21 protein-coding genes and 2 pseudogenes are annotated in these 21,983 nt (G+C 63.7%); 13 read left to right on the forward strand and 10 right to left on the reverse strand.

From position 1 onward, the window contains the following. Window positions 1-5: 5 nt before the first annotated feature. The 5 genes from UB43_RS29525 (at window position 6) to chrA (ending at window position 4,170) form a co-directional block, all read left to right on the forward strand. On the forward strand, window positions 6-170 hold the full coding sequence (locus UB43_RS29525; RefSeq protein ID WP_156160363.1) for a hypothetical protein: 165 nt from the start codon (window positions 6-8) through the stop codon (window positions 168-170). Continuing rightward, complete coding sequence (locus UB43_RS06885; protein ID WP_045209696.1) at window positions 167-949, forward strand: DUF899 domain-containing protein; 783 nt, start codon at window positions 167-169, stop codon at window positions 947-949. Before UB43_RS29525 ends, UB43_RS06885 begins: the two co-directional genes overlap by 4 nt. Before the next feature lie 32 nt (window positions 950-981). Further along, window positions 982-1,422 (forward strand): nuclear transport factor 2 family protein, encoded by a 441-nt coding sequence (locus tag UB43_RS06890; RefSeq protein WP_045209697.1) that lies wholly within the window; start codon window positions 982-984, stop codon window positions 1,420-1,422. Between the two features lie 239 nt (window positions 1,423-1,661). After that, window positions 1,662-2,915 (forward strand): RNA polymerase sigma factor, encoded by a 1,254-nt coding sequence (locus tag UB43_RS06895; protein WP_045209698.1) that lies wholly within the window; start codon window positions 1,662-1,664, stop codon window positions 2,913-2,915. Between the two features lie 52 nt (window positions 2,916-2,967). Next, window positions 2,968-4,170 carry a chromate efflux transporter gene (gene chrA / locus UB43_RS06900; RefSeq protein WP_045209699.1) on the forward strand — a complete coding sequence of 401 codons (1,203 nt, stop codon included), beginning with the start codon at window positions 2,968-2,970 and terminating at the stop codon, window positions 4,168-4,170. On the opposite strand, the gene UB43_RS06905 is transcribed toward chrA, so the two are convergent. The 5 genes from UB43_RS06905 to UB43_RS06925 all read right to left on the reverse strand — a co-directional run bounded on the left by UB43_RS06905 (window position 4,167) and on the right by UB43_RS06925 (window position 10,360). Next, window positions 4,167-4,940 carry an SDR family NAD(P)-dependent oxidoreductase gene (locus UB43_RS06905; protein WP_045209700.1) on the reverse strand — a complete coding sequence of 258 codons (774 nt, stop codon included), beginning with the start codon at window positions 4,938-4,940 and terminating at the stop codon, window positions 4,167-4,169. The genes chrA and UB43_RS06905 overlap by 4 nt on opposite strands. Window positions 4,941-5,264: 324 nt before the next feature. Further along, complete coding sequence (locus UB43_RS06910) at window positions 5,265-6,068, reverse strand: gamma-glutamyl-gamma-aminobutyrate hydrolase family protein (protein ID WP_045209701.1); 804 nt, start codon at window positions 6,066-6,068, stop codon at window positions 5,265-5,267. Window positions 6,069-6,452: 384 nt separating this feature from the next. Next, the gene (locus UB43_RS06915) at window positions 6,453-8,123 is read right to left on the reverse strand and encodes a sensor domain-containing diguanylate cyclase (protein WP_045209702.1); all 1,671 of its coding nucleotides are present in this window, start codon (window positions 8,121-8,123) and stop codon (window positions 6,453-6,455) included. 181 nt (window positions 8,124-8,304) lie between these two features. Further along, window positions 8,305-8,649 (reverse strand): hypothetical protein, encoded by a 345-nt coding sequence (locus tag UB43_RS06920; protein ID WP_045209703.1) that lies wholly within the window; start codon window positions 8,647-8,649, stop codon window positions 8,305-8,307. 382 nt (window positions 8,650-9,031) lie between these two features. Further along, complete coding sequence (locus tag UB43_RS06925; protein ID WP_045209704.1) at window positions 9,032-10,360, reverse strand: OprD family porin; 1,329 nt, start codon at window positions 10,358-10,360, stop codon at window positions 9,032-9,034. 450 nt (window positions 10,361-10,810) lie between these two features. On the opposite strand from UB43_RS06925, the gene UB43_RS06930 reads away from it, so the two are divergent. From UB43_RS06930 to UB43_RS06950, 5 genes are all read left to right on the forward strand, one after another. Beyond that, entirely contained in the window at window positions 10,811-11,188 is a 378-nt protein-coding gene (locus UB43_RS06930) for a RidA family protein (RefSeq protein ID WP_045209705.1), read from the forward strand. A 345-nt stretch (window positions 11,189-11,533) separates the two neighbouring features. After that, window positions 11,534-12,058 carry a hypothetical protein gene (locus UB43_RS06935; protein ID WP_045209706.1) on the forward strand — a complete coding sequence of 175 codons (525 nt, stop codon included), beginning with the start codon at window positions 11,534-11,536 and terminating at the stop codon, window positions 12,056-12,058. Between the two features lie 60 nt (window positions 12,059-12,118). After that, entirely contained in the window at window positions 12,119-12,964 is an 846-nt protein-coding gene (locus tag UB43_RS06940; protein ID WP_045209707.1) for a DUF692 domain-containing protein, read from the forward strand. After that, complete coding sequence (locus UB43_RS06945) at window positions 12,957-13,730, forward strand: DUF2063 domain-containing protein (protein WP_045209708.1); 774 nt, start codon at window positions 12,957-12,959, stop codon at window positions 13,728-13,730. The genes UB43_RS06940 and UB43_RS06945 overlap by 8 nt, the downstream gene beginning before the upstream one ends. Window positions 13,731-13,742: 12 nt before the next feature. Beyond that, window positions 13,743-14,165, forward strand: a complete 423-nt coding sequence (locus UB43_RS06950; protein ID WP_045209709.1) for an organic hydroperoxide resistance protein — start codon at window positions 13,743-13,745, stop codon at window positions 14,163-14,165. Here the strand turns inward: UB43_RS06950 and UB43_RS06955 are convergent, their stop codons facing one another. After that, a complete protein-coding gene (locus UB43_RS06955) occupies window positions 14,166-15,614 on the reverse strand; it encodes a PLP-dependent aminotransferase family protein (RefSeq protein WP_045209710.1) in 1,449 nt (482 codons plus the stop codon). It lies immediately after the preceding gene. A gap of 97 nt (window positions 15,615-15,711) precedes the next feature. On the opposite strand from UB43_RS06955, the gene UB43_RS06960 reads away from it, so the two are divergent. The 3 genes and pseudogenes from UB43_RS06960 to UB43_RS30215 all read left to right on the forward strand — a co-directional run. Further along, the gene (locus UB43_RS06960) at window positions 15,712-16,641 is read left to right on the forward strand and encodes an EamA family transporter (RefSeq protein ID WP_218187692.1); all 930 of its coding nucleotides are present in this window, start codon (window positions 15,712-15,714) and stop codon (window positions 16,639-16,641) included. Between the two features lie 4 nt (window positions 16,642-16,645). Then, a pseudogene (locus UB43_RS29050) lies at window positions 16,646-17,981 on the forward strand (ThiF family adenylyltransferase); the annotation flags it as partial. After that, window positions 17,978-18,370: pseudogene (locus UB43_RS30215) on the forward strand (alanyl-tRNA editing protein); the annotation flags it as partial. The pseudogenes UB43_RS29050 and UB43_RS30215, both read left to right, overlap by 4 nt. Before the next feature lie 22 nt (window positions 18,371-18,392). Here UB43_RS30215 and UB43_RS06975 read toward each other — a convergent pair. The 4 genes from UB43_RS06975 to UB43_RS06990 all read right to left on the reverse strand — a co-directional run bounded on the left by UB43_RS06975 (window position 18,393) and on the right by UB43_RS06990 (window position 21,794). Then, on the reverse strand, window positions 18,393-18,893 hold the full coding sequence (locus tag UB43_RS06975; RefSeq protein WP_045209714.1) for a DoxX family protein: 501 nt from the start codon (window positions 18,891-18,893) through the stop codon (window positions 18,393-18,395). 95 nt (window positions 18,894-18,988) lie between these two features. After that, window positions 18,989-19,627, reverse strand: a complete 639-nt coding sequence (locus UB43_RS06980; RefSeq protein WP_045209715.1) for a membrane protein — start codon at window positions 19,625-19,627, stop codon at window positions 18,989-18,991. Between the two features lie 119 nt (window positions 19,628-19,746). Further along, window positions 19,747-21,057, reverse strand: coding sequence for an ATP-binding protein (locus UB43_RS06985; protein ID WP_082085795.1), 1,311 nt, complete (start codon window positions 21,055-21,057; stop codon window positions 19,747-19,749). After that, entirely contained in the window at window positions 21,054-21,794 is a 741-nt protein-coding gene (locus UB43_RS06990) for a response regulator (RefSeq protein ID WP_045209716.1), read from the reverse strand. Before UB43_RS06990 ends, UB43_RS06985 begins: the two co-directional genes overlap by 4 nt. Between the last annotated feature and the right edge of the window lie 189 nt (window positions 21,795-21,983).

Below are 21,983 nucleotides of genomic sequence, written 5' to 3' on the forward strand. Positions count from 1 at the left end.
GAGCCATGTGCCCTCTGTGCGTATCGACCCTGACGCTGGCCGTGACCAGCGTTCTTTCCGCCGGCGGCGTCAGCGCCTTCGCCGTCACCCGCCTGCGCGGCAAGCGCCGCGCTCGGCCCCACGAGCAACGGGGGCTTTCTCAGGAGCGTCCCCAGGAGCGTGCGACATGAAACTGGCCAATCAAGACTTTCCCCGTGTGGTTTCCCAGGCCGCCTGGCGCCAGGCGCGTATCCGCCTGCTGGAGCAGGAAAAGGCTGCTACCAAAGCCCGTGACGCGCTCAACGCCCAGCGTCGCGAGCTGCCGGTGGTGCGCATCGACAAGGACTACCGCTTCGAGGGCGCGCACGGGCCGCTGCGCCTGCTCGACCTGTTCGAAGGCCGGCCGCAGCTGATCGTCTACCACTTCATGTTCCACCGCGACACAGGGTTGGGCTGCGAGGGCTGTTCCTACCTGATCGACAACCTCGGCCGGCTGGAGCACCTGCATGCGCGCGGCACCACCTTCGCCATGGTGTCCCGCGCGCCGCTGGAGGAAATCGCGCCATTCCGCGCCCGCATGGGCTGGCAGTTCCCCTGGTACTCGTCGTTCGGCAGCGACTTCAACTACGACTTCCATGTCAGCGTCGACGAGTCCGTCGCCCCGGTGGAATACAACTATCGTGACAAGACGGAGCTGGAGCGCCTCGGCCAGGACTACCACGTGCGCGGCGAGCAACCGGGCATGAGCGTGTTCCTGCGCGACGGCGAGCAGGTCTTCCACAGCTACTCGACCTACGGTCGCGGGCTGGAGGCGCCGCTGTTCACCTACCACCTGCTCGACCTCACCCCGCTGGGGCGCGGCGAAGGCTGGGGCGGCATGCCCGACTACCAGGGCAAGGGCATGAACTGGACGCGCTTCCACGACGACTACGCCGAAGCTCCGCCGCCGCACAGCTGCTGCGGTTCCTGATCCGACCCGACTGCTACACGGAGAGATTCCCGATGACTGCTGCCCAGAAGAACGCCACCCACAGCGAACTGCACGCGCTGCTGGAAAGCTGGCTGAGGTCCGTGCGCGCCTCCGACGTGGAAGGCATCACCCGCCATTACACCCGTGACATCCTCGCCTTCGATGCGGTGAAGCAACTGCAATTCCAGGGCGTCGAGGCCTATGCCAGCCATTGGCGCGACTGCACGCAGATGTGCAAGGAGCCCACCTTCGAGATTCACCAGCTGAGCTTCGAGAGTGGTGGCGATACGGCCTTCGGGCATTACCTCGCCTACTGCGGCGGCACCGACGACAAGGGGCAGCACAACGCCTCCTGGGCGCGGGTGACGGTGGGCCTGCGGCGCGAGGCGGGGCAGTGGAAGATCGCCCATGAGCACTTCTCCATTCCCTTCGATCCGGCGACGGGGCAGTTGCTGTTCGATGCCAAGCCCTGATCTCGACCTCGACCTCGACCTCGACCTCGACTTGTAGGAGCGAGCTTGCTCGCGAACGTATTCCCCGGCAGCTCCGGCGTGAAGCGGGTTCGCGAGCAAGCTCGCTCCTACAGGGGCTGCCCCGCCCCCTGAAACACCCCGCAACCCTCTCGGGCCGAACACCCGTCCGATGATTCCCCACCGTGGCGAAAACCCGTGCAGGATAGGCAGACCTCCCACGCCAAGGATCATCGGCCCGCATGCACGAGTACGCCCCCCAGCCCCTGCGCGACGTGGTGGACGAGGTCTATCGCCGTGAATCGCGCCGGGTGCTGGCCACGCTGATCCGCCTGCTGGGTGATTTCGACCTGGCGGAAGAGGCGCTGCACGAAGCCTTCGTCGCCGCCGTGGACCAGTGGCGGCGCGACGGCGTGCCGGCCAACCCGCGCGCGTGGCTGGTCTCCGCCGGGCGCTTCAAGGCCATCGACGGCCTGCGCCGGCGCTCGCGCTTCGACGCTTCCCTGACGCAGATCGCCGAGCAGTTGGAGATCGACGCGCAATCGGTGGAGGAACTGGCCGACGAAAGCGTCGAGGACGACCGCTTGCGGCTGATCTTCACCTGCTGCCACCCGGCGCTGGCGGCCGACTCGCAGGTACCGCTGACCCTGCGCGAAGTCTGCGACCTGAAGACCGAGGAGATCGCCCGCGCCTACCTCGTCACGCCCTCGACCATCGCCCAGCGCATCGTCCGCGCCAAGGCGAAGATCCGCGACGCGAAGATTCCCTACCAGGTGCCGGAAGCCGCCGAATTACCGGAACGCCTGGCCAGCGTGCTGCGGGTCATCTACCTGGTGTTCAACGAGGGGTATTCGGCCTCGGCCGGCGATTCGCTGACCCGTACCGATCTGTCCGCCGAAGCCATCCGTCTGGGCCGGCAGTTGTTGGATCTGCTGCCGGAAGCCGAAGTGATGGGGTTGCTGGCATTGATGCTGCTGCACGAGTCGCGGCGCGAGGCGCGCACCGCCGCCGACGGCGAACTGGTGCTGCTGGAGAACCAGGACCGCTCGCGCTGGAATCGCGCGCTGATCGAGGAGGGCCAGCAACTGATCACCGCCGCGCTCGCCACCCGGCGTATCGGCCCGTATACCCTGCAGGCAGCCATCTCCGCGGTGCACGCCGCTGCTGCGGACATGGCCAGCACCGACTGGGCGGAAATCGTCGGTCTCTACGACCTTTTGCTGGCGATGCAGCCCTCGCCGGTGATCGAGCTCAACCGCGCGGTGGCCCTGTCCCTGCGCGATGGCCCGGAAGCGGGGCTGGCGCAGGTCGATGCCATCCTGGCCCGTGGCGACCTGCAGGATTACCACCTGGCCCATGCCGCGCGCGCCGATTTCTGCCGCCGGCTGGAACGCCGCGAGCAGGCGCGCGGCGCCTACGAGCGCGCACTGGAGCTGGCAAGGCTGGAGCCGGAGCGGCGCTTCCTCGAACAGCGGATTCGCGAGCTCGACCGCTGAGTTGCATTGCAATATTCAACTGCCAGACTGTGCGACTGACCCCTGCCGACCCGTGCCCATGACCGAACCGACGCCGCGCGATTCCCTCTGGACCGTCTTCCTGATCTTCCTGCGCCTGGGCCTGACCTCCTTTGGCGGGCCGGTGGCGCACCTGGGGTATTTTCGCGAAGAGTTCGTGAGCCGGCGGCGCTGGCTGGACGAGCCGCACTACGCCGATCTCATCGCCCTCTGCCAATTCCTTCCCGGCCCCGCCAGCAGCCAGCTGGGCATGGCCCTGGGCGCCTTGCGCGCGGGGCAGTGGGGCGCATTGGTGGCCTGGACGGGCTTCACCCTGCCGTCGGCCCTGCTGATGCTGCTGGTTGCCCTGGGGCTTTCGCGGCATGGCCAATGGCTGCCGGTCGGGGCGTTGCACGGACTGATGCTGGTCTCCGTCGCGGTGGTGGCCCACGCCGTCTGGGGTATGGCCAAGTCGCTGTGTCCGGACTGGCAGCGCCAGGGGCTGATGATCCTGGTGACCGCCGTGGCGCTGCGCTGGCCCGGCGTGGTCGTGCAGATGCTGGTGATCCTTGCGGCTGCGCTGCTCGGCATGGCCTGCCTGCGGCCGTCTGCGGTAGGCGATTCCGTGGGGCCTGGGCATTGCGCGTCGCGTCGCCGGGGCGGTTTCTACCTGCTGCTGTTCTTCGCGCTGCTGGCGCTTCTGCCGTTGGCGGCGGTAGCGTGGCATTGGCCATGGCTGGCGCAGTTCGACGCCTTCTACCGGGTTGGCAGCCTGGTCTTCGGTGGGGGGCATGTGGTGCTGCCGCTGTTGCAGAGCGCGGTGGTCGAACCCGGCTGGGTGGATGCGCAGACCTTCCTCGCCGGCTATGGCGCGGCACAGGCGTTGCCGGGGCCGCTGTTCAGCTTTGCCGCCTTCCTCGGAGCGGCCATCACTGAGCCGGGCGGCGCGACCGGCGCGCTGCTCTGCCTGGTGGCGATCTTCCTGCCGTCCTTCCTGCTGGTGCTCGGCGCCTTGCCGTTCTGGAAGAGCCTGCGTCGCCAGCATCGTCTGCGCGCGGCGCTGGCCGGGGTGAACGCCGCCGTGGTCGGCCTGTTGCTGGCGGCGCTGATCCACCCCATCGGCAGCGAGACCATCGTCGGCCTGCTCGACATTTCCCTGGTCGCGCTGGCCTTCCTGGTGCTGCTCAGTGGCCGGGTTCCGCCCTGGGCGCTGGTGCTGCTGGGTGCGCTGGGCGGAGGGCTGGTCGGGGCGTTCTAGAGGCTGCTCACCAGGTGCCCGCCGTCCACGGCGAGCACCGCGCCGGTCATGAAGGCGCCGGCGTCGCTGGCCAGCAGCAGGAAGGGGCCCTCCAGTTCCCTGAGCTGGCCGAGACGGCGCATCGGTACCGTGTCGCGGATGTAGGCCTGGCCCTTGTCACTGTCGAAGTAGGCGTCGTTCATTTCGGTCTTGAAATAGCCCGGTGCGATGGCGTTCACCCGCACGTTGAAGCGCGCCAGCTCCAGCGCCAGGGACTTGCTCAGCTGCACCACGCCGGCCTTGGCTGCGCAGTAATGGCTGTAGCCGCCGCCCACGCGCAAGCCGAGTATCGAGGCGATGTTGACGATGCTGCCGCCGCGCCCGGCCTTGGCCAGACGCTGCGCCGCGCACTGGGCGACGCGCCAGACGCCGTCGAGGTTGGTGGAGAGCATGCTGCGCCAGTCTTCCTCGCTGACCTCCAGCGCGCGCTGGCCGTTGCCGATGCCGGCGTTGTTGAGTACGACGTCGATCACGCCGAACTGTGCTTCGGCGCTGTCGAAGGCGGCCTCGACACTGGCGCGGTCCGTCACATCCAGCGCCACGGCATGGGCTTGGCCGCCCTCGGCGCGGATCGCTTCCGCCAGTTGCGCCAGGCGCTCGGTGCGCCGCGCCGCCAGGATCACACGGGCTCCCGCACGAGCGGCTACGCGTGCCAGGTGTGCGCCGATGCCGCTGGATGCGCCGGTGACCAGCACGGTCTTGCCGGCGAGGGAGAAAAGGTCGTTGCTCATGGCTGTTCCTTGGTCGGTCAAGCGTAATCGCTGACCGCCAAGGTTAGCCCGTGGCACCCTCAAGGGCGTGCAGGGTGCGCCATTCGCATCGCGAATGGCGAATGGGGCGAACCTGCAGGAGCGGGCCATGCCCGCTATCGCGCGCATGGCGCGCTCCTACAGGGAGTCTCAAGCTAGCCGCCAGGCGTAGGAGCGAGCTTGCTCGCGAACCTGCAAGGCACGGCGTCAAGGGCGGCGCGAGCAAGCGCGCTCCTGCCGTCGCCGGAAGCACCCAAGAAAAAGCCCGGCACAGGGGCCGGGCTCTTTCATGACGCGGGAAGCGAATCAGGCAGCCAGCTGGCGTGCCTGCTTCTTCTTCACCTGTGCGCGGCAAGCATCGCCGAACGCCTGGAAGATCTTCACCGAGTCGGGGTTCTTCGCTGCCTGCCATTCCGGGTGCCACTGCACCGCGAAGAGGAAGGAGGAAAGCGTCGGGGCGTGGATGGCCTCGACCAGGCCGTCTTCGGCATGGGCGATGGCCTCGATGCCCTTGCCCAGGTTCTTCAGGCCCTGGCCGTGCAGCGAGTTGACGCGGATCTCGTCACCCAGCAGCTGCTGCAGCCAGCTGCCCGCCTTCGGGCGAACGCCGTGGGCCGGGCTGTACTGCACGTCGACCGGGTCTTCGGGATTCTCGCGATGGTCATTGAAGCCGGGTTCGGCGTAGACCTTCTGGTAGATATCGCCGCCCAGGGCCACGTTGATTTCCTGCATGCCGCGGCAGATACCGAAGATCGGCAGGCCACGCGCGATGGCGGCCTTGATCAGCGGGATGTCGAAGTTGTCGCGGTCCTTGTCCTGGCCCTTGCCGGGAGTTTCGTTCTCCTGGCCATACAGGGTCGGATCGATGTTGCTGCCGGCGCCGGTCAGGTACACGCCGTCGGCCATGTCCAGGTACTGCTCGAGGTCTTCGATGCCGCAGCAGGTCGGTACCAGTACCGGCACGCAATCGGACTGTTCGACCAGGGGCACGATGTATTTGTGGGTCATTACCTGATAGTCGTGGCCTTTGCGCTCTTGGCTGCCCATGGACATCAGGACGACGGGTTTACGGAGAGTCTGTTTCTTGTTGCCAATGTTGCTGTTGGACATATGTCACCTTTGGACGGGCTGCAGCCCATCGTTTTTGTGCAGGCGCGCAGCGGAAAGGCGCGCTACCTGAGGCCCCGAGCACTGCCGGGAGCGCACAGAAGGCGAAGTTTCCCGGTCGAAACCTGCCTACCAGCCTGCCAGAGCCGTTAAATATGTCAAACGAATTCGGAGTGGGGCGTCAAAAATAATGGCCGAAATCCTGTCTTACAATTCTTCTATCTAATTGTTTTTAAAGGATTTATTGAAATATCCAAGCGTGCTGAAAAGTCCATTATTTAAAACGCTGGATCATAATGGTGAAAAATTCTGCACGCTTTTTCACGAAGGCCGTTCAGGATCGGCAACGCCCGCGCAGGCGGCACGCTCTGCCTCGCGGGTTTGCCTTCAGTGGCACTCGATGCGGTTGCGACCGTTCTGCTTGGCCCGGTAGAGCGCACTGTCGCTGCGGGAAAGCCCGGCCTCGGCAGAAGCGTCGCTGGCTTCCAGCGAGGCGATGCCGATGCTGATGCTCAGCGGGATGCGCTGCCCGCCCTGCATCAGTGGTTGCTCCAGCAATTGCTGCTGCAGGCGTTGGGCGAAGACCTGGGCGGCGGCGATGTCGGCATCCCCCAGCACCACGGCGAACTCCTCGCCGCCCATGCGCCCGGCGAAGTCGACGCGGCGGATGTCTCGCCCAAGGATGCTGGCGAAGTGGCGCAGGGCCTCGTCGCCGACGGCGTGGCCCCAGCGGTCGTTGATCGCCTTGAAGTGGTCGATGTCGCACATCAGGATCGCCGCGTGGTGGGTCGTCGAGCGCTGCACGCGGCCGAGCTCCGCCTCGATCAGGCGCATGAAGTGGCCACGGTTGGGCAGTTGCGTGAGGAAGTCGGTGGTGGCCAGTACCTGCAACTCGGCTTCGATGCGCTTGCGTTCGGTGATGTCGGTGATGAAACCGTGCCAGATCAGGGAGCCGTCCTCCCCGCGCTTGGGGTGGGCGTTGCCCTGGCGCCAGAGCGTGCCGCGCCCGGCGATCTGCACGCGGTATTCGTGCCGCCAGGGTTGCAGGTGGGCGGCGGAGGCTTCCAGCGAGGCGAGGCAGGCCGGCAGGTCCTCGGGGTGGATCAGGTCGCGCAGGAACACGGAGTTGTGCTGCATCTGCTCGGCCGGAATGCCGTAGATGTCCATCACCCCTGCGCTGACATAAGGGAAGGTCCCGGTGCCGTCGGGCAGGCGGCGGAACTGGAAGACCATGCCGGGGATTTCATTGGTCAGGTCGGTGAGCAGCTCCACGCTTTCGCGCAGTTTCTCGGCCATGCCGCGCAGGGCGGTGATGTCGGTGGTGGTGCCGAGCATTCGCAGGGCGTTGCCGGCGGCGTCGCGCTCGACCACCTTGCCGCGGCTGCAGACCCAGAGGTAGTGGCCGTCCTTGTGGCGCAGGCGATGCTCCACCTCGTAGGCCTCGGTGCGGCCTTCGAAGTGATCGCGCATGGTGTTCTGCACGTACTCGAGATCTTCCGGGTGCAGGCGGGAGTAGGCGTCCTCGATGCGGCTGCCGATCTCGTCCTCGGCGTAGCCCAGCAGGGACTTCCAGGCGCTGGAATAGTGGATCTCGCCGGTGGGCACGTGGCGATCCCAGATGCCGGTTCCGCTGCCGTCCACCGCCAGGGCCATGCGTCGCTCGTTTTCCCGTTGTGGCGCGTGGGCGCGGTCGAGCAGGGCCTCACCCAGCTCCAGCACATCGGCGAGCAGCGTCTGCTGCTCCTGGCTGAGTGCCTTGTCGCCATTGCCCAGCAGCAGCAGGCGCGCCTGGGGGAAGCCTTCCTGGTCGCGCAGCGTCTGGCTGGCCAGCAGATTCAGGAGCTGGCCCTGGTGGCTCAGCGGGCTGGCGGCAGCATTGAGGGACAGCAGGGTGGCCAGGGAGAGGGCGCCGGCACCGTCGAGGCCGAGCTGGCCGAGCAACTGGCCGCGCATGTCGATGAGCAGGACGGCGCAATCGCCACCCGCGTGGCGGGCGAGACGCAGCAGGCCGTCGTATCGCCCGTACTCCTTTACCCCAGGATTACTGGAAGTTCGCATCCGATAGCAGCTTCTTCAACGGAGGATGGGCGTGATTCTGGATTGTGCTCCGCGCCGGACATGCGGCAGGCGGACGCAGGTGGCTTTATGAAATCACGGGCGGGTGAGCGCCCACAATCTCCACCTGCGACCAGAGCGACGAACGCACCGCCCGCCGGCTCTTCGGCGGGCGGGCAGGGAGTCAGTTGATCAGTTGGTCGATCAGCACGGCGTTGGTGTAGATCAGGCTGCCGTCGCTGGCGCGATGGCCGACCAGGTGGAACTGGCCGCGCTGCTCGGCACCCCCCAGGTACACGCGGAACATGCAGTCGGCCAACGGCCCGTAGCCCTCGGGCATGTGCAGGTCGAGGGTGTCGAGGTCGGCATCGACCATCATTTCCCGCTGGCCGTTTTCCTGCAGGTAGACCTCGGCCTGTTCCAGGTGCAGGCGGTCGTCGGCGGTCAGGTAGAAGCGGATGTCTTCCAGCGGCGTGGGTTTCTGCTCGGCGGTGGTCTTGCACCAGCCTTCGAGGGTCATTGCGCTCATGGTGAGGTGCCTCCGTGGTTCGCGGGCGGGATTACCGCGTTGTCGGAGAGTTGGACTGCTGCGCGTGGCGGTTCGATCAGTTTTTGTTCAGGTCAATATCTGAACGATAAATGCCGGGCATAAAAAAAGCCGCTCCAGGGGAGCGGCTCGAAGGACGTCGAAGGAGCAATCACAATATCAACGTCAGGAGTTGTCTTCCGCGGGGAAAGTGCGGAAGCGGGAAGATGGGGTGATTCTAGAAAGTTGCAGCGACGGGATAAACCGCCAATCCGGGAAGAGACTTTCTGCCTTGGCGTAATAATCTCACCCGGACACGGGGCAAACTTTCAGATGAATCCGAAAGTTGCCCCGCAGAGTTGTTCAGGCAGATAGTTGCACTGAATTACAGGATCGACAGCGGGTACTCGACGATCAGGCGCAGCTCGTTGTTGTCGGCTTCACCCTGGTCGGCGTTGGCACGGTGGAAGGCCTGGCGCAGGCGGAAGGACAGGTCCTTCGCCGGGCCGGCCTGGACCACGTACTTGGCTTCCAGGTCGGTTTCGTGGTGGCTGCCGTCTTCACCGTACAGGCCGGCGTAGGCGCCATCCGCGTCGGCGTGGGTGCCGTCGATGCCGGTACCGTTGATGTAGCGCGCCATGAAGCTCAGGCCCGGTACGCCGTAGGTGTCCATCGCCAGGTCGTAGCGGACCTGCCAGGAGCGCTCGCCCGGACCGTTGAAGTCGGAGTACTGCACGGAGTTGGCGAGGAACACCGAGTCACCGGTGGCGCCATCGCCGTCGTCGCCGAAGCCGACGTAGTCGAACGGGGTGTCGCCGTGGACCTTCTGGTAGGCCAGGGTGACGGTGTGCGCCTGCAGGAAGGAGTAGGCGGCGGCCAGCGACCAGGTGGTGTTGCTGATCTCGCCGGCCTTGGCCTGGCCTTCGTCGTTGGTGCGGTAGATGTTGAAGTCGAACGCCAGCGACTGGTCACTGGCGACCGGCAGCACCCAGTTCACGTTGCCGTAGTACTGGCGCCAGATGTCCTTGAACTCGGAGCCGTACAGCGAAACGCTCAGGTTGTCGTTGATCGCGTACTTGCCGCCGAGGAAGTCGACGTCGCTGGTTTCCACGCCGGCGTAGGCCGCCCACAGGCCGCCGTCGCGGGCGGTGGTGACCGGGCTGGTGCCGGAGGTGAAGTGACCGGCTTCCAGGTCCAGGCCTTCGATTTCGCTGCTCAGCAGGTTGAAGCCCGATGCGGTCTGCGGGATCAGGCGGGTGCCGCCGGCGGCGAATACCGGAGCGGTCGGCTGCATGTCGCCGAATTTCAGCTCGGTCTTGGAGATGCGCACTTTCAGCGCGCCGCCGGCCTTGCCGTAGTCGTCATCCGGCTTGCCGTCGTTGCCCACCGGCAGGTTGCCGGTGCCTGCGCGGCCGCGGCCGGCGTCGAGCTTGATGCCCAGGTAGCCGAAGGCGTCCACGCCGAAACCGACGGTGCCCTGGGTGTAGCCCGAGGAGAAGTTCGCCAGGAAGCCCTGGGTCCAGTCGCGGTTGTCGCCTGCGCCGTTCTTGCCGTCGTGATCGTAGTACTGGTTGCGCAGCAGGACGTCGAGCTTGGCGTCCTCGACGAAGCCCTTGGCATCGGCCTGATCGGTGACGAAGGGTTCGGCGCTGGCGAACTGGCTGGCGGCGGCGGAAACAGCGAGCACGATGGCGCTGCGTTTGAGGTGCTTCATGGATATTGCCCCTAGAGTCTTGGAGGACCGGCTCGATGAAGTGCGTGAGAGCCGGACGTTTTTATAGGCAGGCACAATGAATCCGAACGTGGATCGACCACGGCGGAAAGTCGCAGGAAGTTGCGTTGGCATTGTTGCAGTTAACTGGCTTTGTATTCCCCCGCGAATTGCTCCAGACGCGGAAGAGCCGACGTCATAATGCCGAAAGAGTTCGCCGTTTAAATCACGGATTATGAAAAGGTCTATGTCTCAAACTGTAATAATCATGACTTTTGTCCCGTTGACATAACCGGTTCGGAAGTTTCGTGTATATAAGCAATGTCACTGTTTCCGGGGGCTGCGGGCACGGTGACATGGCGTGCGGCGGGGCGATGCGGCTAAGCTGCGCGACCCGGCCGCCGCAGCTGCTGCGGCGACATGCCCCATTCACCGACAGCAGAGATTTGTCCCATGACGCCTACCTTCATCCCCGACGCGGACCCCGAATCCATCTCCTCCGACGTCGCCGGCTTCGGCGGCCTGCTGGTTTCCACGCAGATCCCCACCCTCGAGGACGGCAGCCTGGAACTGGGCGACATCAAGGCCCAGAGCGAAGCCACCCTGCGCAGCCTGCAGCTGGCCCTGGAAAAGGCCGGCAGCGGCCTGGACCACGTACTGCACCTGACCATCTACCTCACCAGCATGGCTGACCGCGCCGCGTTCAACGAGGTGTACTGCCGCTTCTTCGCCAATCCCTACCCGGTGCGCGCCGCCGTCGGTATTGCCGAGCTGGCGGTGGAAGGCATGAAGGTGGAAGTCACCGCCATCGCCGCCAAGCGCGCGAGCTGAATCCTTGTAGGAGCGGGCCATGCCCGCGATGGGGCCGCTTTGCGGCCCTTTCTTTTGCCCCTCTCTGACTTCCCCCCGCGGTTCACTTCTGCTTCGCGGGCATGGCCCGCTCCTGCAGGTCTGCCCCGCGCTCTGTATTCCTTTGTATCTGCCGCTCCCTGAGCGGACACACGCATACAAAAGCCTCCCGCTGCCGATACGCCCGCGATACATCGCCCAGGCGAAATAGCCCTACCCGAACGAAACAACGCGACGGAAGGGAAAACCCTCCAGCGCCTCGTTCCAGGGATCCGCCCTTGCGGCATGACCCGGCGCACCCAGCGCCACAGCATCTGGAGAAGCACCATGACCCGTACCTCGAAAACCCAGCTCGGCCTGCTCGCCATCGCCCTGGCTGGCGGCCTGAACATGGCGTCCTCCGCCTTTGCCGTCGAAGCCCTGCCGCAGGGCTATCAGCTGGCTTCCGCCGCCAAGGCCGGGGAGGGCAAGTGTGGCGAGGGCAAGTGCGGCGCCAACGAGGCCAAGGCCCAGGCCAAGGCGAAGCAGGGCGAAGGCAAGTGCGGCGAAGGCAAATGCGGTGCCGACGGCGCCCAGGCCAAGGCCACCGGTGCCGAGGGCAAGTGCGGTGAAGGCAAGTGTGGCGATGCCTCCTTTGCCCGTACCGATAGCGACCACGACGGCCGCGTCTCCCGCGCCGAACTGCTGGCCGTGGCGCCCAAGGCCGGCGCGGAGTTCGATGCCATCGATGCCAACCACGACGGCTACCTCTCCGAGGCCGAGGTCTACCAGTTCCGCAAGAACCAGTTCGACTCCAACGGCAAGCCATTCCCGTCCGACCTGTACAGCAAGCTGAGCCAGGCCAGGAACTGAGCCACGCCGACGCCTCCCCGCGCCATCGGCCGGGGAAGGCCCTCGCCCAAGGAGATCGCCATGACCACTACCGCATCCCTGCAAGGAGCCGGCCTCGGCTTGCGCCGCGCGATGCTGCCCGACCTGCTGACGATGGACGACCGCGCCGTCGACTTCCTCGAAGTCGCGCCGGACAACTGGATCGGCGTGGGCGGCAGCTACGGCGAAGGGCTGGCCCGCCTCGCGGAACGATTCCCGCTGTCCTGCCATGGCCTGTCGCTGTCGCTGGGCGGCCCCGAGCCGCTGGACCACGTGTTCCTCGGCCGCGTCCGCGAATTCCTCGACCGGCACCAGGTGCCGCTGTTCAGCGAACACCTGAGCTACTGCTCCGACGAAGGACACCTCTACGACCTGATTCCCATGCCCTTCACCGACGAGGCCGTGCGCCACATCGCCAGCCGTATCCGTGAGGTGCAGGACGTCCTCGGCCGCCGCATCGCCGTGGAAAACATCTCCTACTACGCGGCGCCCTACCAGGCGCTGAGCGAGATCGACTTCCTCGGTGCGGTGCTCGGCGAGGCCGACTGCGACCTGCTGCTGGACGTCAACAACCTCTACGTCAACGCCCACAACCACGGCTACGACGCTGCCGGCTTCCTCGCCCGCGTGCCGGCCGAGCGCGTCGTCTGCCTGCACGTCGCCGGCCACTACGACGAAGCGCCGGACCTGAAGATCGACACCCACGGGGCCGCTGTGAAGGACGATGTCTGGACCCTCCTGGCCAGCGCCTACCAGCACCTGGGCAGCGTGCCGACCCTGCTGGAGCGCGACTTCAACCTGCCGCCGCTGGCCGAACTGCTCGGCGAGGTGGACTACATCCGCAACCTGCAAAGCGCCGTGCGCCAACCGGAGGTGCGCCATGGCTGAGTCCCTGCGCGAACAGCAGTTGCGCATGACCCGCTACATCCGCGATCCGCAGGCCAACCCGCCACCGCCCGGCATCGAGGCGCGGCGCCTGGCGGTGTACCGGCAACTGTTCTTCGGCAACCTGCAAGCGCTGCTCGCCGGCAACTTCCCCGTGCTGCACGCCAGCCTGCCGGGCGAGCAGTGGCAGGCGCTGGCGGAGGACTTCTACGCCGGCTTCCGTTGCCAGACGCCGCTGTTCACCGAGGTGGCCGGCGAATTCGTCGACTACCTGGAAGGCCGCGCCGAGCAGCCCGGCTGGATCGCCGAACTGGCGCACTACGAATTCATCGAGACCGAGCTGCTGCTCAGCGACAGCGCCGAGCCGGCCCATGACCCGGACGGTGACCTGCTCGAGGGCGTGCCGCTGTTATCCAGTCTCAGCGTGCCACTGGCCTATGCCTGGCCGGTCAGCCACATCGGTCCCGGACACATCCCGCTGCAGGCGCCGGCCGAACCGACACTGCTGCTGGCGCGCCGGGATACCGACCTGAAGGTGTACTTCTCGCGCGTGGCCCCGCTGGCCCATGCTCTGCTGGTGTCGCTGCAACAGTGGCAGCTCACCGGTCGCCAACACCTCAAGGCGCTGGCGGAAATCTCCGGCGTCGAACCGGCCGCCATCGAAGGGCAGGGCATTGCCCTGTTGCGCAACCTGAAAGAGCAAGGCGTGGTGCTCGGCACCCGCCCGAACTGCACCACTCCCCGTCGTCCCCCATTGCATCGTCCCTGAAGGAGAAGCGTCATGACCGACACCCTGGCAACCGTGATCTACACCGCCCACACGCATACCACTGGCGGCCGTGATGGCCGCGGCCAGACCACCGACGGTGAGCTGGACCTGCCCCTGAGCCCGCCCGGTTCCGGCCGCCCCGGCACCAACCCCGAGCAGCTGTTCGCCATCGGCTGGTCCGCCTGCTTCATCGGCGCCCTGCGCCGCGCCGGGCAGAAGCTGAACCTGCGCCTGCCGGCCGATGTGGCGGTGGACGCCGAAGTCTCCCTGGGCAACACCGCCGCCGGCGGCTTCGCCCTGGCCGCCCAGCTCACCGTGCACCTGCCGGGGCTGGAGGCCGAGGACAAGGAGAAGCTGGTGGCCGAGGCGCACCAGATCTGCCCGTACTCCAAGGCGACTCGCGGGAATATCGAGGTGGGGTTCGTCATTCCCTGATCAATTCCGTGGGAGGCATCTGAGAGGGATGCCTCCCAGGGGATCATCCTGAAGCAACGTGCTGGCAAGTGTCTTGAAGCCAGCCTGCAGCAATTGGTCGTCTTGGGTTGCGTTACTGATACTGACTCGCACGAACTGCGGAACCGCCGCGCGGCCCACGGCAAAGGCTTCCGCCGTGGTGATTAGAACGTTCTTTAGTTTTAGATCTTGTTCGATGTCAGAGGCCCTCCACGGTTCGGGTACTTCAATCCAGAAGTGCGGGCAGTAGGAATGTGTTCGGTAAGTTAACCCCTTGAGACTTTCCGCCACTAACTCCTTGCGGCGCTTGATCTCGATGATCTGCCGCTGCAGCAATTTGGTCGCAGTGCCATTCTCGATCCACTGGGTAGCGAGTTCGATTGTCAATGGCGTGGCCATCCAGCAAGACGATCGGATTGCCGATGCAATCTGGCTGACCAAGCTTGCGGGCGCGTGGATGTAGCCCGCGCGCAGACCGGCTGAGACAGCTTTGCTGAGCCCACCGATCAGTATGCTTCGTTCTGGCGCGAAGTGGCTTAGCGGCGGCGGTCGATCCTCGACCAGGAGTGCGTGCGCTTCATCTTCAATGATCAACACGTTGTGTTGCCTGCAGATGCTGGCAATGGCTTCTCGACGGGGAAGAGAAAGTATCGATGTCGTGGGGTTCTGCAGTGTTGGTGTGCAGTAAAGAGCCGCGATGCGGTACTGCTGGCAGAGCTCGTCCAACGACTCCGGTATCAGCCCCTCTTCGTCCATTGCGATACCCAGTAGCCGCACGCCCAGCAGACGCGACGCGGAAATCAGGCCTGGATAGGTGAGCTGCTCGGTGACGATAGTGTCTCCAGATCGCAGTAATGCCATCAGCGCGCATACCAGTCCATGCTGTCCTCCATTCACGCACAGAACTTGCTCCGCTTGTGCTTCGAAAGCATTACTGGATAACCATTTGGCTCCTGCCTGTCGGAAGCGAGGAAGTCCTGCGTCAGGCATATAGAGCATTAGGTCGTGAAGTTTCTGCCTATCAAAGGAAAGATTCTTCAGGCTTTCTTCTAGTAGGGAAACTTCCGATCCTGGAATATGCATGTTGCGGCTCATGTCATACAGTTCCGGAGCCTGTTCGACGAAGTTCCGGAAACCATCGTCGCGCTTGTTTTCCTGCCCACGACGACATACGAATGTACCGTCGCCCACTCGTGCTTCCACCAGTCCCAAACGCTCTAGCTCCGCGTAGGCGCGGCTAATAGTGCCGACTGTTACGCCTAACTGATCAGCCAGAATACGATGCGGAAATAGCTTCGCGCCGGCAACGATGGAGCCACTGAGGATGCTTGTTTCTATGGCTCTGGCCAGACGTTTGTACTTTGTTCCGGAAGAGGAGCTCAGTGCACTCTTCAGAATTGATATGGTGTCAATACTTGGTTTGACAGGCATTTTTTCTCTCAATAGCCTCAATTAAGAGTGTCAGTCGAAAGATTAGCACCAAACAATCGTTCGCTGTTGAGAGAGCAAATTCATGACGATTTCGTCTATGACGCGGATGGTCGATACGCCGCGAAGAAGGTGGCTTAGAGGGACTGTTACCGGTCTGCTTTTCCTTTGTGTCTGCCTGAGTTGGGGAACAACCTGGCTGGGGATCAAGATCGCCATCGAAAGTGTGCCGCCATTGACTGCGTCCGGGCTGCGCTTCCTAATTGCATTTCCGTTATTTTTGCTATTTTCGTTTATTCGTCGTGCCCCCATATTTTTTCCCAGAGGCGCTCGCGGATTTTTTGTTTTCGTTACGTTCTGTTATTTCGGTCTACCGTATTATTTGCTTAATTATGGCGAAATCCATGTCTCTTCTGGCTTGACGGCACTCATCTTCAGTTGCATGCCGGTATTCATTCTGGCCTTTTCCGCTGTCGTTTTACGCGAGCGGATTTATGTGTCACAGATCCTCGGGATTGCGATTGGCTTCGGAAGTCTTTTCATGATTCTGCACGTTCAGGGGATCAGCATTGATCACGCCGAATTTAAGGGGGTTTTGGCAATTCTCGGAGCTGCTGTTCTGCATGCCATGTGTTATGTGGTGACCAAGAAGAAAGGCTCTGAAATCAGTGTCATCACCTATAACACATTGCCGATTGGTATTGCCGGGCTGATGTTATTTACCCTTGGCTTGGTGGTGGAAACGCCTTCATTTACCAACATCACTGCACGATCCTGGTGGGCGTTGGCTTATCTGGGCATCTTCGCGTCAGTAGGCGGTTTCATTGTTTATTTCGTGCTGCTGAAACGTCTGAGTCCGGTTGTTCTGTCCTTCGTTTTCATCATCTTTCCTGTGTTCGCGGTGATTCTGGGTGCTTGGTACGAGGGGCTGTCGATCTCGCGTGAGTTGGTGCTGTATTCACTTCTGCTGCTTGTAGGTTTTGCAATAACGAAGGTGCCCTTGGAAAGGCTCCGGGTGCCAAGGAGTTAAAGCTATGGCCTACCTGAATCTCCTGTCAAACACAGTCCTGCGCCAAGTATATCGACATGCCGCTGCGTCGTATCCTGAAGAGTGCTGTGGTTTTGTATTCTCCGATGCTCGAGTGCATGAGGGGCAAAACATTCAGAACCAGCTCAATCGAAGTAGCCCGGATACCTATCAACGTACGGCTGCCAGTGGTTATACCTTCTCGGTGGCAGACACTCTGCTATTGAGCAGAAGTCTGCAGGATAGCGTTCCAGTTCGGATCATCTATCACTCGCATCCAGATGTTGGGGCCTACTTTAGCCAGGAGGATCAGGGCAAGGCCCTGTTCATGGGGCAGCCCATTCATCCTGTCGCTTATCTGGTCGTCGATGTCCGTAACGGCCAATCAGTGGGTAGCAAATTATTCGAATGGAATGACGAGAAGTTTGTTTGCAGTCGAGAGTTTTCCGGCCACGAGCACATCGCCCGCATAAATGAAGGAGTTTGTGATGAATAAGGTGATCTTCCCCGAAATATTGGCTCGTGTCGCCAAGCTCCCATCTACTCAGATGGTCAGTGAAGGTAGTACTGCCCGAGAGCGGCTGGAATTCCTGTGTTCCCAGCACGCCGCTCTACGCGACCATCTTTTTCATGTTAATCGCCAAGTCAAGGATCACTTTCTTTTGACCTCCAGCGGACAATTGGTTGAGGGTGATGGCCCATTGCAACCTGATGCTGATCTGGAAGTCTTGCTGGCGACTTCCGGGGGGCTGGATCTGGATGAGTTGAGTAACGATGAGGTACGTCGTTATGTTCGGCATATTACCTTACCGAACGTGGGGCGTCAGGGGCAGTTGCGCTTGAAGAAGGCGCGCGTACTTGTCATCGGCACTGGCGGATTAGGATCACCGGTAAGTCTGTATCTGGCTGCTGCCGGAGTGGGCACGCTTGGGTTGGTGGATTTCGATCGAGTGGAGAGCAGCAACTTGCAGCGGCAGGTTGTCCATGGCACTGGGTCGGTAGGACTGGCTAAGGTGGAATCGGCTCGACGCAGACTGCAGGATCTCAATCCCGACATTACGATCAATGCCCATGATTGTGCGCTGAATACGGACAACGCCTTGGAGCTTGTGGGTTGCTATGACCTTATCGTGGATGGGACCGATAATTTCGCCACGCGCTATCTGGTCAACGATGCCTGCGTTCTACTGCAGCGACTAATGGTGTATGGCGCATTGCATCGCTTTGATGGGCAGGTGAGCGTCTTCAACCATGAGAGTGGCCCTTGCTACCGCTGTCTCTTCCCACAGAGTCCTCCTGGTGAGCTTGCACCGAACTGCAATAGTGGCGGTGTGATCGGTGTCTGCATCTACTGTGCTCCCTTATTGATGCGCCGGTGACAGGTTGTAGCATCGCCGTCGACAAGGCGCGTCTGGATTTCGATCTACCTGAGTCGACTCTTGAACGGGACTCTCTGACGCTCCAGCTCAATGAGTTGGTCGAACGTCAGCTGGAAGTTCGTGCACGGTTCATTGGCGAAGATGATGATCAGGCGATACGGTCGATGAGTCGAACTTTGATTGCTCCACCAGCGTTCGCTGGAGCGGTACGGCTCATCGATATCGCGGGGCTGGATATTCAGCCTTGCGGCGGTACTCACGTCTCCAATACCCGAGAAATTGGGCAGGTGCTTTGCGAGCGGATTGAGAAGAAGAGTCGGCACAACCGGCGTGTCACGTTGCGCTTCGCGTAGTGCCGACAATTGCTGCGTCGAATCAGTGGGCTAAACCTTTGGCAATGTGATCAAGGCTGAGTCTCCCGGCTCCCTTCAAAACCAGTGGCACCAACGCCACCAGATAGATCAGCGGCAGCTTGTAGTTGCCGAACCCATGGTCGGTGATCGAGTACCCCTGGGCCAGTTCAGCCAGGCTCGACCACTGCGCCGGCCAGTGCACGGAGGCGATGGCGACGAGGGTGACGACGATCAGCGAAGCCGACGCGAACCGCGTGGCCAGGCCCAGCAACAGCAGCACCGGCGCGATCAACTCGGCCCACATCGACACCTGCCAGTCGAAGCCGGCGGAGAAGTGGTTGAAGGGGAAGGGGAAGCTGGCGTGGATCTGTTCGAACCAGTTGTCGCCATGCCATTTCTCCAGCCCCGATTCGAAGAACTCCCAGGCCAGGAACAGTCGCAGCGGGACGTCCCAGCCCCAGGCGGCGAGGCGGTCGAGTTGGTCGAAAACGGTCTTGAGCGGGTTCAGGGTCAGCAGGGGCATGGCGCACCTCGTGGGCAATGTTGTGGGCAATCGGTCGTGGGCAAGGCTTGGGCCGGCCGGGCGATGGTTTCGCCCGGTGGCGGAAGACGTCGGGATCAGGCGTTCGGCAGGGCGGGGCGTGTGCTACGGCGCAGGCGGACGGCCAGCTTGGCGATGAGCTTGAAGGCGATGGCGCTGAAGATCAGGCCGAAGCCCAGCGGGTACCAGGAGCCCATCGGCAGGCGCTTGTAGAAGGACAGGAAGAACACCCCGGCGATGACCCAACTGCCGGTGCTGTGCAGGCCTTTCCAGGCCCGGGTGCCGAGCAGTTTCACCGCGTAGGGGAAGGAAGTGACGGCCAGCAGGGTGATGAACAGGTAGCCGACCGAGCCGGGAATGTTCGCGGCGGCGCTGCGGCCGTGCCAGAAGGTTTCGGGAAAGAACTTCACGTAGAGGATGATCAGCACCGCGTGCACCGCATGGGAGAAGGCGAAGGCCAGCCCGAGGAAGCGTCGTTCGCGCAGCAGGCCACGGGTGAAGTCGCTCGGCACCAGCACCGCCAGGGATGAGGCGAGGAAGGTAGCGAGGAACAGCGCGAAGGAGGTGCGGGCGGTGACGCGGATCGAACTGCGCAGCGCTTCCACCCCTTGCGGCTGGGACCAAAGGGCCAGCGCGGCGACGATCAGCACCAGCAGCGACAGCAGGGAAAACAGCCGCCAGCCATGCAGGCGGGCAGGTTCGGCGGGACGGTTCATGGCGGGCTCCTTGGGGGGAACGCGGCGGGCGGGGTGCCGCCGCTGTTCGTGGAGCCATCCTGGCGACGGGCCTTATCCCGGATGTGTCCGGGGAAGGCCGTCTTGTATCTCTGTGTACATTATCGGGCGGGCGGCAGTTCCAGTTGCACGCACAGCCCGCCGCTGGTGCGATTGGACAGGGTCAGCGTGCCGCCCAATGCCTGGCTCAGCTGCTGGGCAATCGCCAGCCCCAGGCCAGTGCCGCCGGTGCTGCGGTTGCGCGAGCTTTCTACCCGGTAGAAGGGCTTCACCACCTCGGCGAGTTCCTCCTCGGGGATGCCCGGGCCGTCGTCGAGTACACGAACACACACGATGCCCAGGGTATCGCGCTCGATTTCCACCTGGGCGGAACCACCGAACTTCAGGGCGTTGTCCACCAGGTTGGTGAGCACCCGGCGCAGCGCGTGGGGGCGGGTTTCCAGCACGGCATGGCTGCTGCCCTGCAGCTCCACGGCCTGGCCGCTGTCCTGGTAGTCGAGCACGAGGCTGTCGAGGAAGGCGTCGAGGTTGACCTTCACCGCCGCCTCGCTGGCGCCGTCCATGCTGCGTGCGTAGGCCACGCCTTCGCGGACCAGGTGCTGCATTTCTTCCAGGTCGCTCCACAGGCGCTCGCGTTCGGGGGAATCGTCCATCTGTTCGACGCGCAGCTTCATCCGCGTGATGGGTGTCTGCAGGTCGTGGGAAATGGCGGCGAGCAGTTGCATGCGCTCCTTGAGGTAGGAGCCGATGCGCCCCTGCAGCGCGTTGAAGGCACGGGCGGCGTAGGCGACTTCGCTGGGGCCGCGTTCGTCCAGCTCCGGCGCCGGGGCGTCCGGGTCGAGATGATCCACGGCCTGGGCCAGGCGCGTCAGCGGGCGGATCGCCAGGCGCACGGCGATCCAGGTGCAGAACAGCAGCAATGCCAGCTGGACGATCAGCACCCAGGGCAGCCATTGCGCCACGGGCACACCCTTGGGCGTTACGTCGATGGTCAGCGGCATGCCATCGGCCAGCTTCAGGTGTACCTGGAAGTGCGGGATCGAGCCAGGAATGGTCTCGAAGCGCAGCCCGTAGCGGGGGCCGATGGCGTCGGCGATGGAGGTCGCCGCCATGGGCGCCTGGGCCATGTTCATCGGCTCGCCGGGTTCACCGCCATCCAGCCGGTAGCGGTAGTTGGGCCGCTGCACCATCGGCAACCAGGCCTCGCGCTCGTCCTTGGGCAGGCGATCGAGCAGGGCGACAGCGGTGCTGACGTCGGTCTCCAGGTTGCCCAGCATCATGCTGCGCGCACTCTGGTAGCGCTCGTAGAACTGCGAGCAGAACGACAGGCTGTAGGCGAACACCAGCCCGGCGAGGAAGATCAGCGCCAGTCGCGCGGCGAGCGTGCGAGGCCAGTGCAGGAGGGATTTCATTCGTTGGGCTCGAGCAGTTCGACGGCCAGGGCGAAGACGTAGCCTTCGCTGCGCACTGTCTTGATGTAGGCCGGCTCGCGGGCGTCGTCCAGCAGGCGCTGGCGCAGGCGGCTGACCAGCAGGTCGATGGAGCGGTCGAAGATGTCCGCTTCACGCCCCTGGGTGAGGTTCAGCAGTTGCTCGCGGCTGAGCACGCGCTGCGGGTGATCGACGAACACGCGCAGCAGGCGGTACTCGGCGCCACTCAGGGCGACCAGGGTGCCATCTTCGTCGAGCAGGTGGCGCGCGGTGGTGTCGAGCTTCCAGCGGCCGAAGCCGATCAGCCGGCTGGCCTCGCTGACCTGCAGGTTCGGCGGCAGCATGCGGGTGCGGCGCAGCACGGCGTTGATCCGCGCCAACAGTTCGCGGGCGGAAAAAGGCTTGGTGAGGTAGTCGTCGGCACCCATTTCCAGGCCGATGATGCGGTCGGTCTCGTCGTTGCGCGCGGTAAGCATCAGCACCGGGGTGGACTTGTGCTTGCCCACGCGCAGCTCGCGACACAGCTTCAGGCCGTCGTCGCCGGGCATCATGATGTCGAGGACGATCAGGTCCACCGAGTTGGCATCGAGGAAGGTGCGCATCTGCCTGCCGTCTCCCGCCAGGCTCACGCGCAGGCCGTTCTTCTTCAGGTAGTTGCCGACCAGCTCGCGGATCTCGCGGTCGTCGTCGACGATCAGTACGTGATCGACATGGTCCATGCCGGTGCCTCGTTCGTAGTGGGTTGAGGCGAGTTTATAGCGCAGCGCCGCGCTTGCCTTCCGTGCTTTGTATTCCACTGTATCTACAGCCGTCGCCGACACCTGGCGCAGCAAACCACGGGCCTGCGCGACACAAGCCCGATACCTCCTGAACGTGAAATGGGCACCAACGGCGAGGCACACAGCCCC

It is taken from the genome of Pseudomonas sp. 21, from assembly GCF_000955805.1.
In the GTDB taxonomy this organism is placed as follows: Bacteria; Pseudomonadota; Gammaproteobacteria; order Pseudomonadales; family Pseudomonadaceae; genus Pseudomonas.

Coding starts and splice junctions, on each gene's coding strand:
- UB43_RS06895 (WP_045209698.1), top strand. CDS start 1,662: ATGCACGAGTACGCCCCCCAGCCCCTGCGCGACGTGGTGGACGAGGTC.
- UB43_RS06945 (WP_045209708.1), top strand. CDS start 12,957: ATGGCTGAGTCCCTGCGCGAACAGCAGTTGCGCATGACCCGCTACATC.
- UB43_RS06940 (WP_045209707.1), top strand. CDS start 12,119: ATGACCACTACCGCATCCCTGCAAGGAGCCGGCCTCGGCTTGCGCCGC.
- UB43_RS06960 (WP_218187692.1), top strand. CDS start 15,712: ATGACGCGGATGGTCGATACGCCGCGAAGAAGGTGGCTTAGAGGGACT.
- UB43_RS06975 (WP_045209714.1), bottom strand. CDS start 18,893: ATGCCCCTGCTGACCCTGAACCCGCTCAAGACCGTTTTCGACCAACTC.
- UB43_RS06905 (WP_045209700.1), bottom strand. CDS start 4,940: ATGAGCAACGACCTTTTCTCCCTCGCCGGCAAGACCGTGCTGGTCACC.
- UB43_RS06980 (WP_045209715.1), bottom strand. CDS start 19,627: ATGAACCGTCCCGCCGAACCTGCCCGCCTGCATGGCTGGCGGCTGTTT.
- UB43_RS06890 (WP_045209697.1), top strand. CDS start 982: ATGACTGCTGCCCAGAAGAACGCCACCCACAGCGAACTGCACGCGCTG.
- UB43_RS06925 (WP_045209704.1), bottom strand. CDS start 10,360: ATGAAGCACCTCAAACGCAGCGCCATCGTGCTCGCTGTTTCCGCCGCC.
- UB43_RS06930 (WP_045209705.1), top strand. CDS start 10,811: ATGACGCCTACCTTCATCCCCGACGCGGACCCCGAATCCATCTCCTCC.
- UB43_RS06935 (WP_045209706.1), top strand. CDS start 11,534: ATGACCCGTACCTCGAAAACCCAGCTCGGCCTGCTCGCCATCGCCCTG.
- UB43_RS06920 (WP_045209703.1), bottom strand. CDS start 8,649: ATGAGCGCAATGACCCTCGAAGGCTGGTGCAAGACCACCGCCGAGCAG.
- UB43_RS06915 (WP_045209702.1), bottom strand. CDS start 8,123: ATGCGAACTTCCAGTAATCCTGGGGTAAAGGAGTACGGGCGATACGAC.
- UB43_RS29525 (WP_156160363.1), top strand. CDS start 6: ATGTGCCCTCTGTGCGTATCGACCCTGACGCTGGCCGTGACCAGCGTT.
- UB43_RS06955 (WP_045209710.1), bottom strand. CDS start 15,614: ATGCCTGTCAAACCAAGTATTGACACCATATCAATTCTGAAGAGTGCA.
- UB43_RS06885 (WP_045209696.1), top strand. CDS start 167: ATGAAACTGGCCAATCAAGACTTTCCCCGTGTGGTTTCCCAGGCCGCC.
- UB43_RS06990 (WP_045209716.1), bottom strand. CDS start 21,794: ATGGACCATGTCGATCACGTACTGATCGTCGACGACGACCGCGAGATC.
- UB43_RS06910 (WP_045209701.1), bottom strand. CDS start 6,068: ATGTCCAACAGCAACATTGGCAACAAGAAACAGACTCTCCGTAAACCC.
- UB43_RS06985 (WP_082085795.1), bottom strand. CDS start 21,057: ATGAAATCCCTCCTGCACTGGCCTCGCACGCTCGCCGCGCGACTGGCG.
- UB43_RS06950 (WP_045209709.1), top strand. CDS start 13,743: ATGACCGACACCCTGGCAACCGTGATCTACACCGCCCACACGCATACC.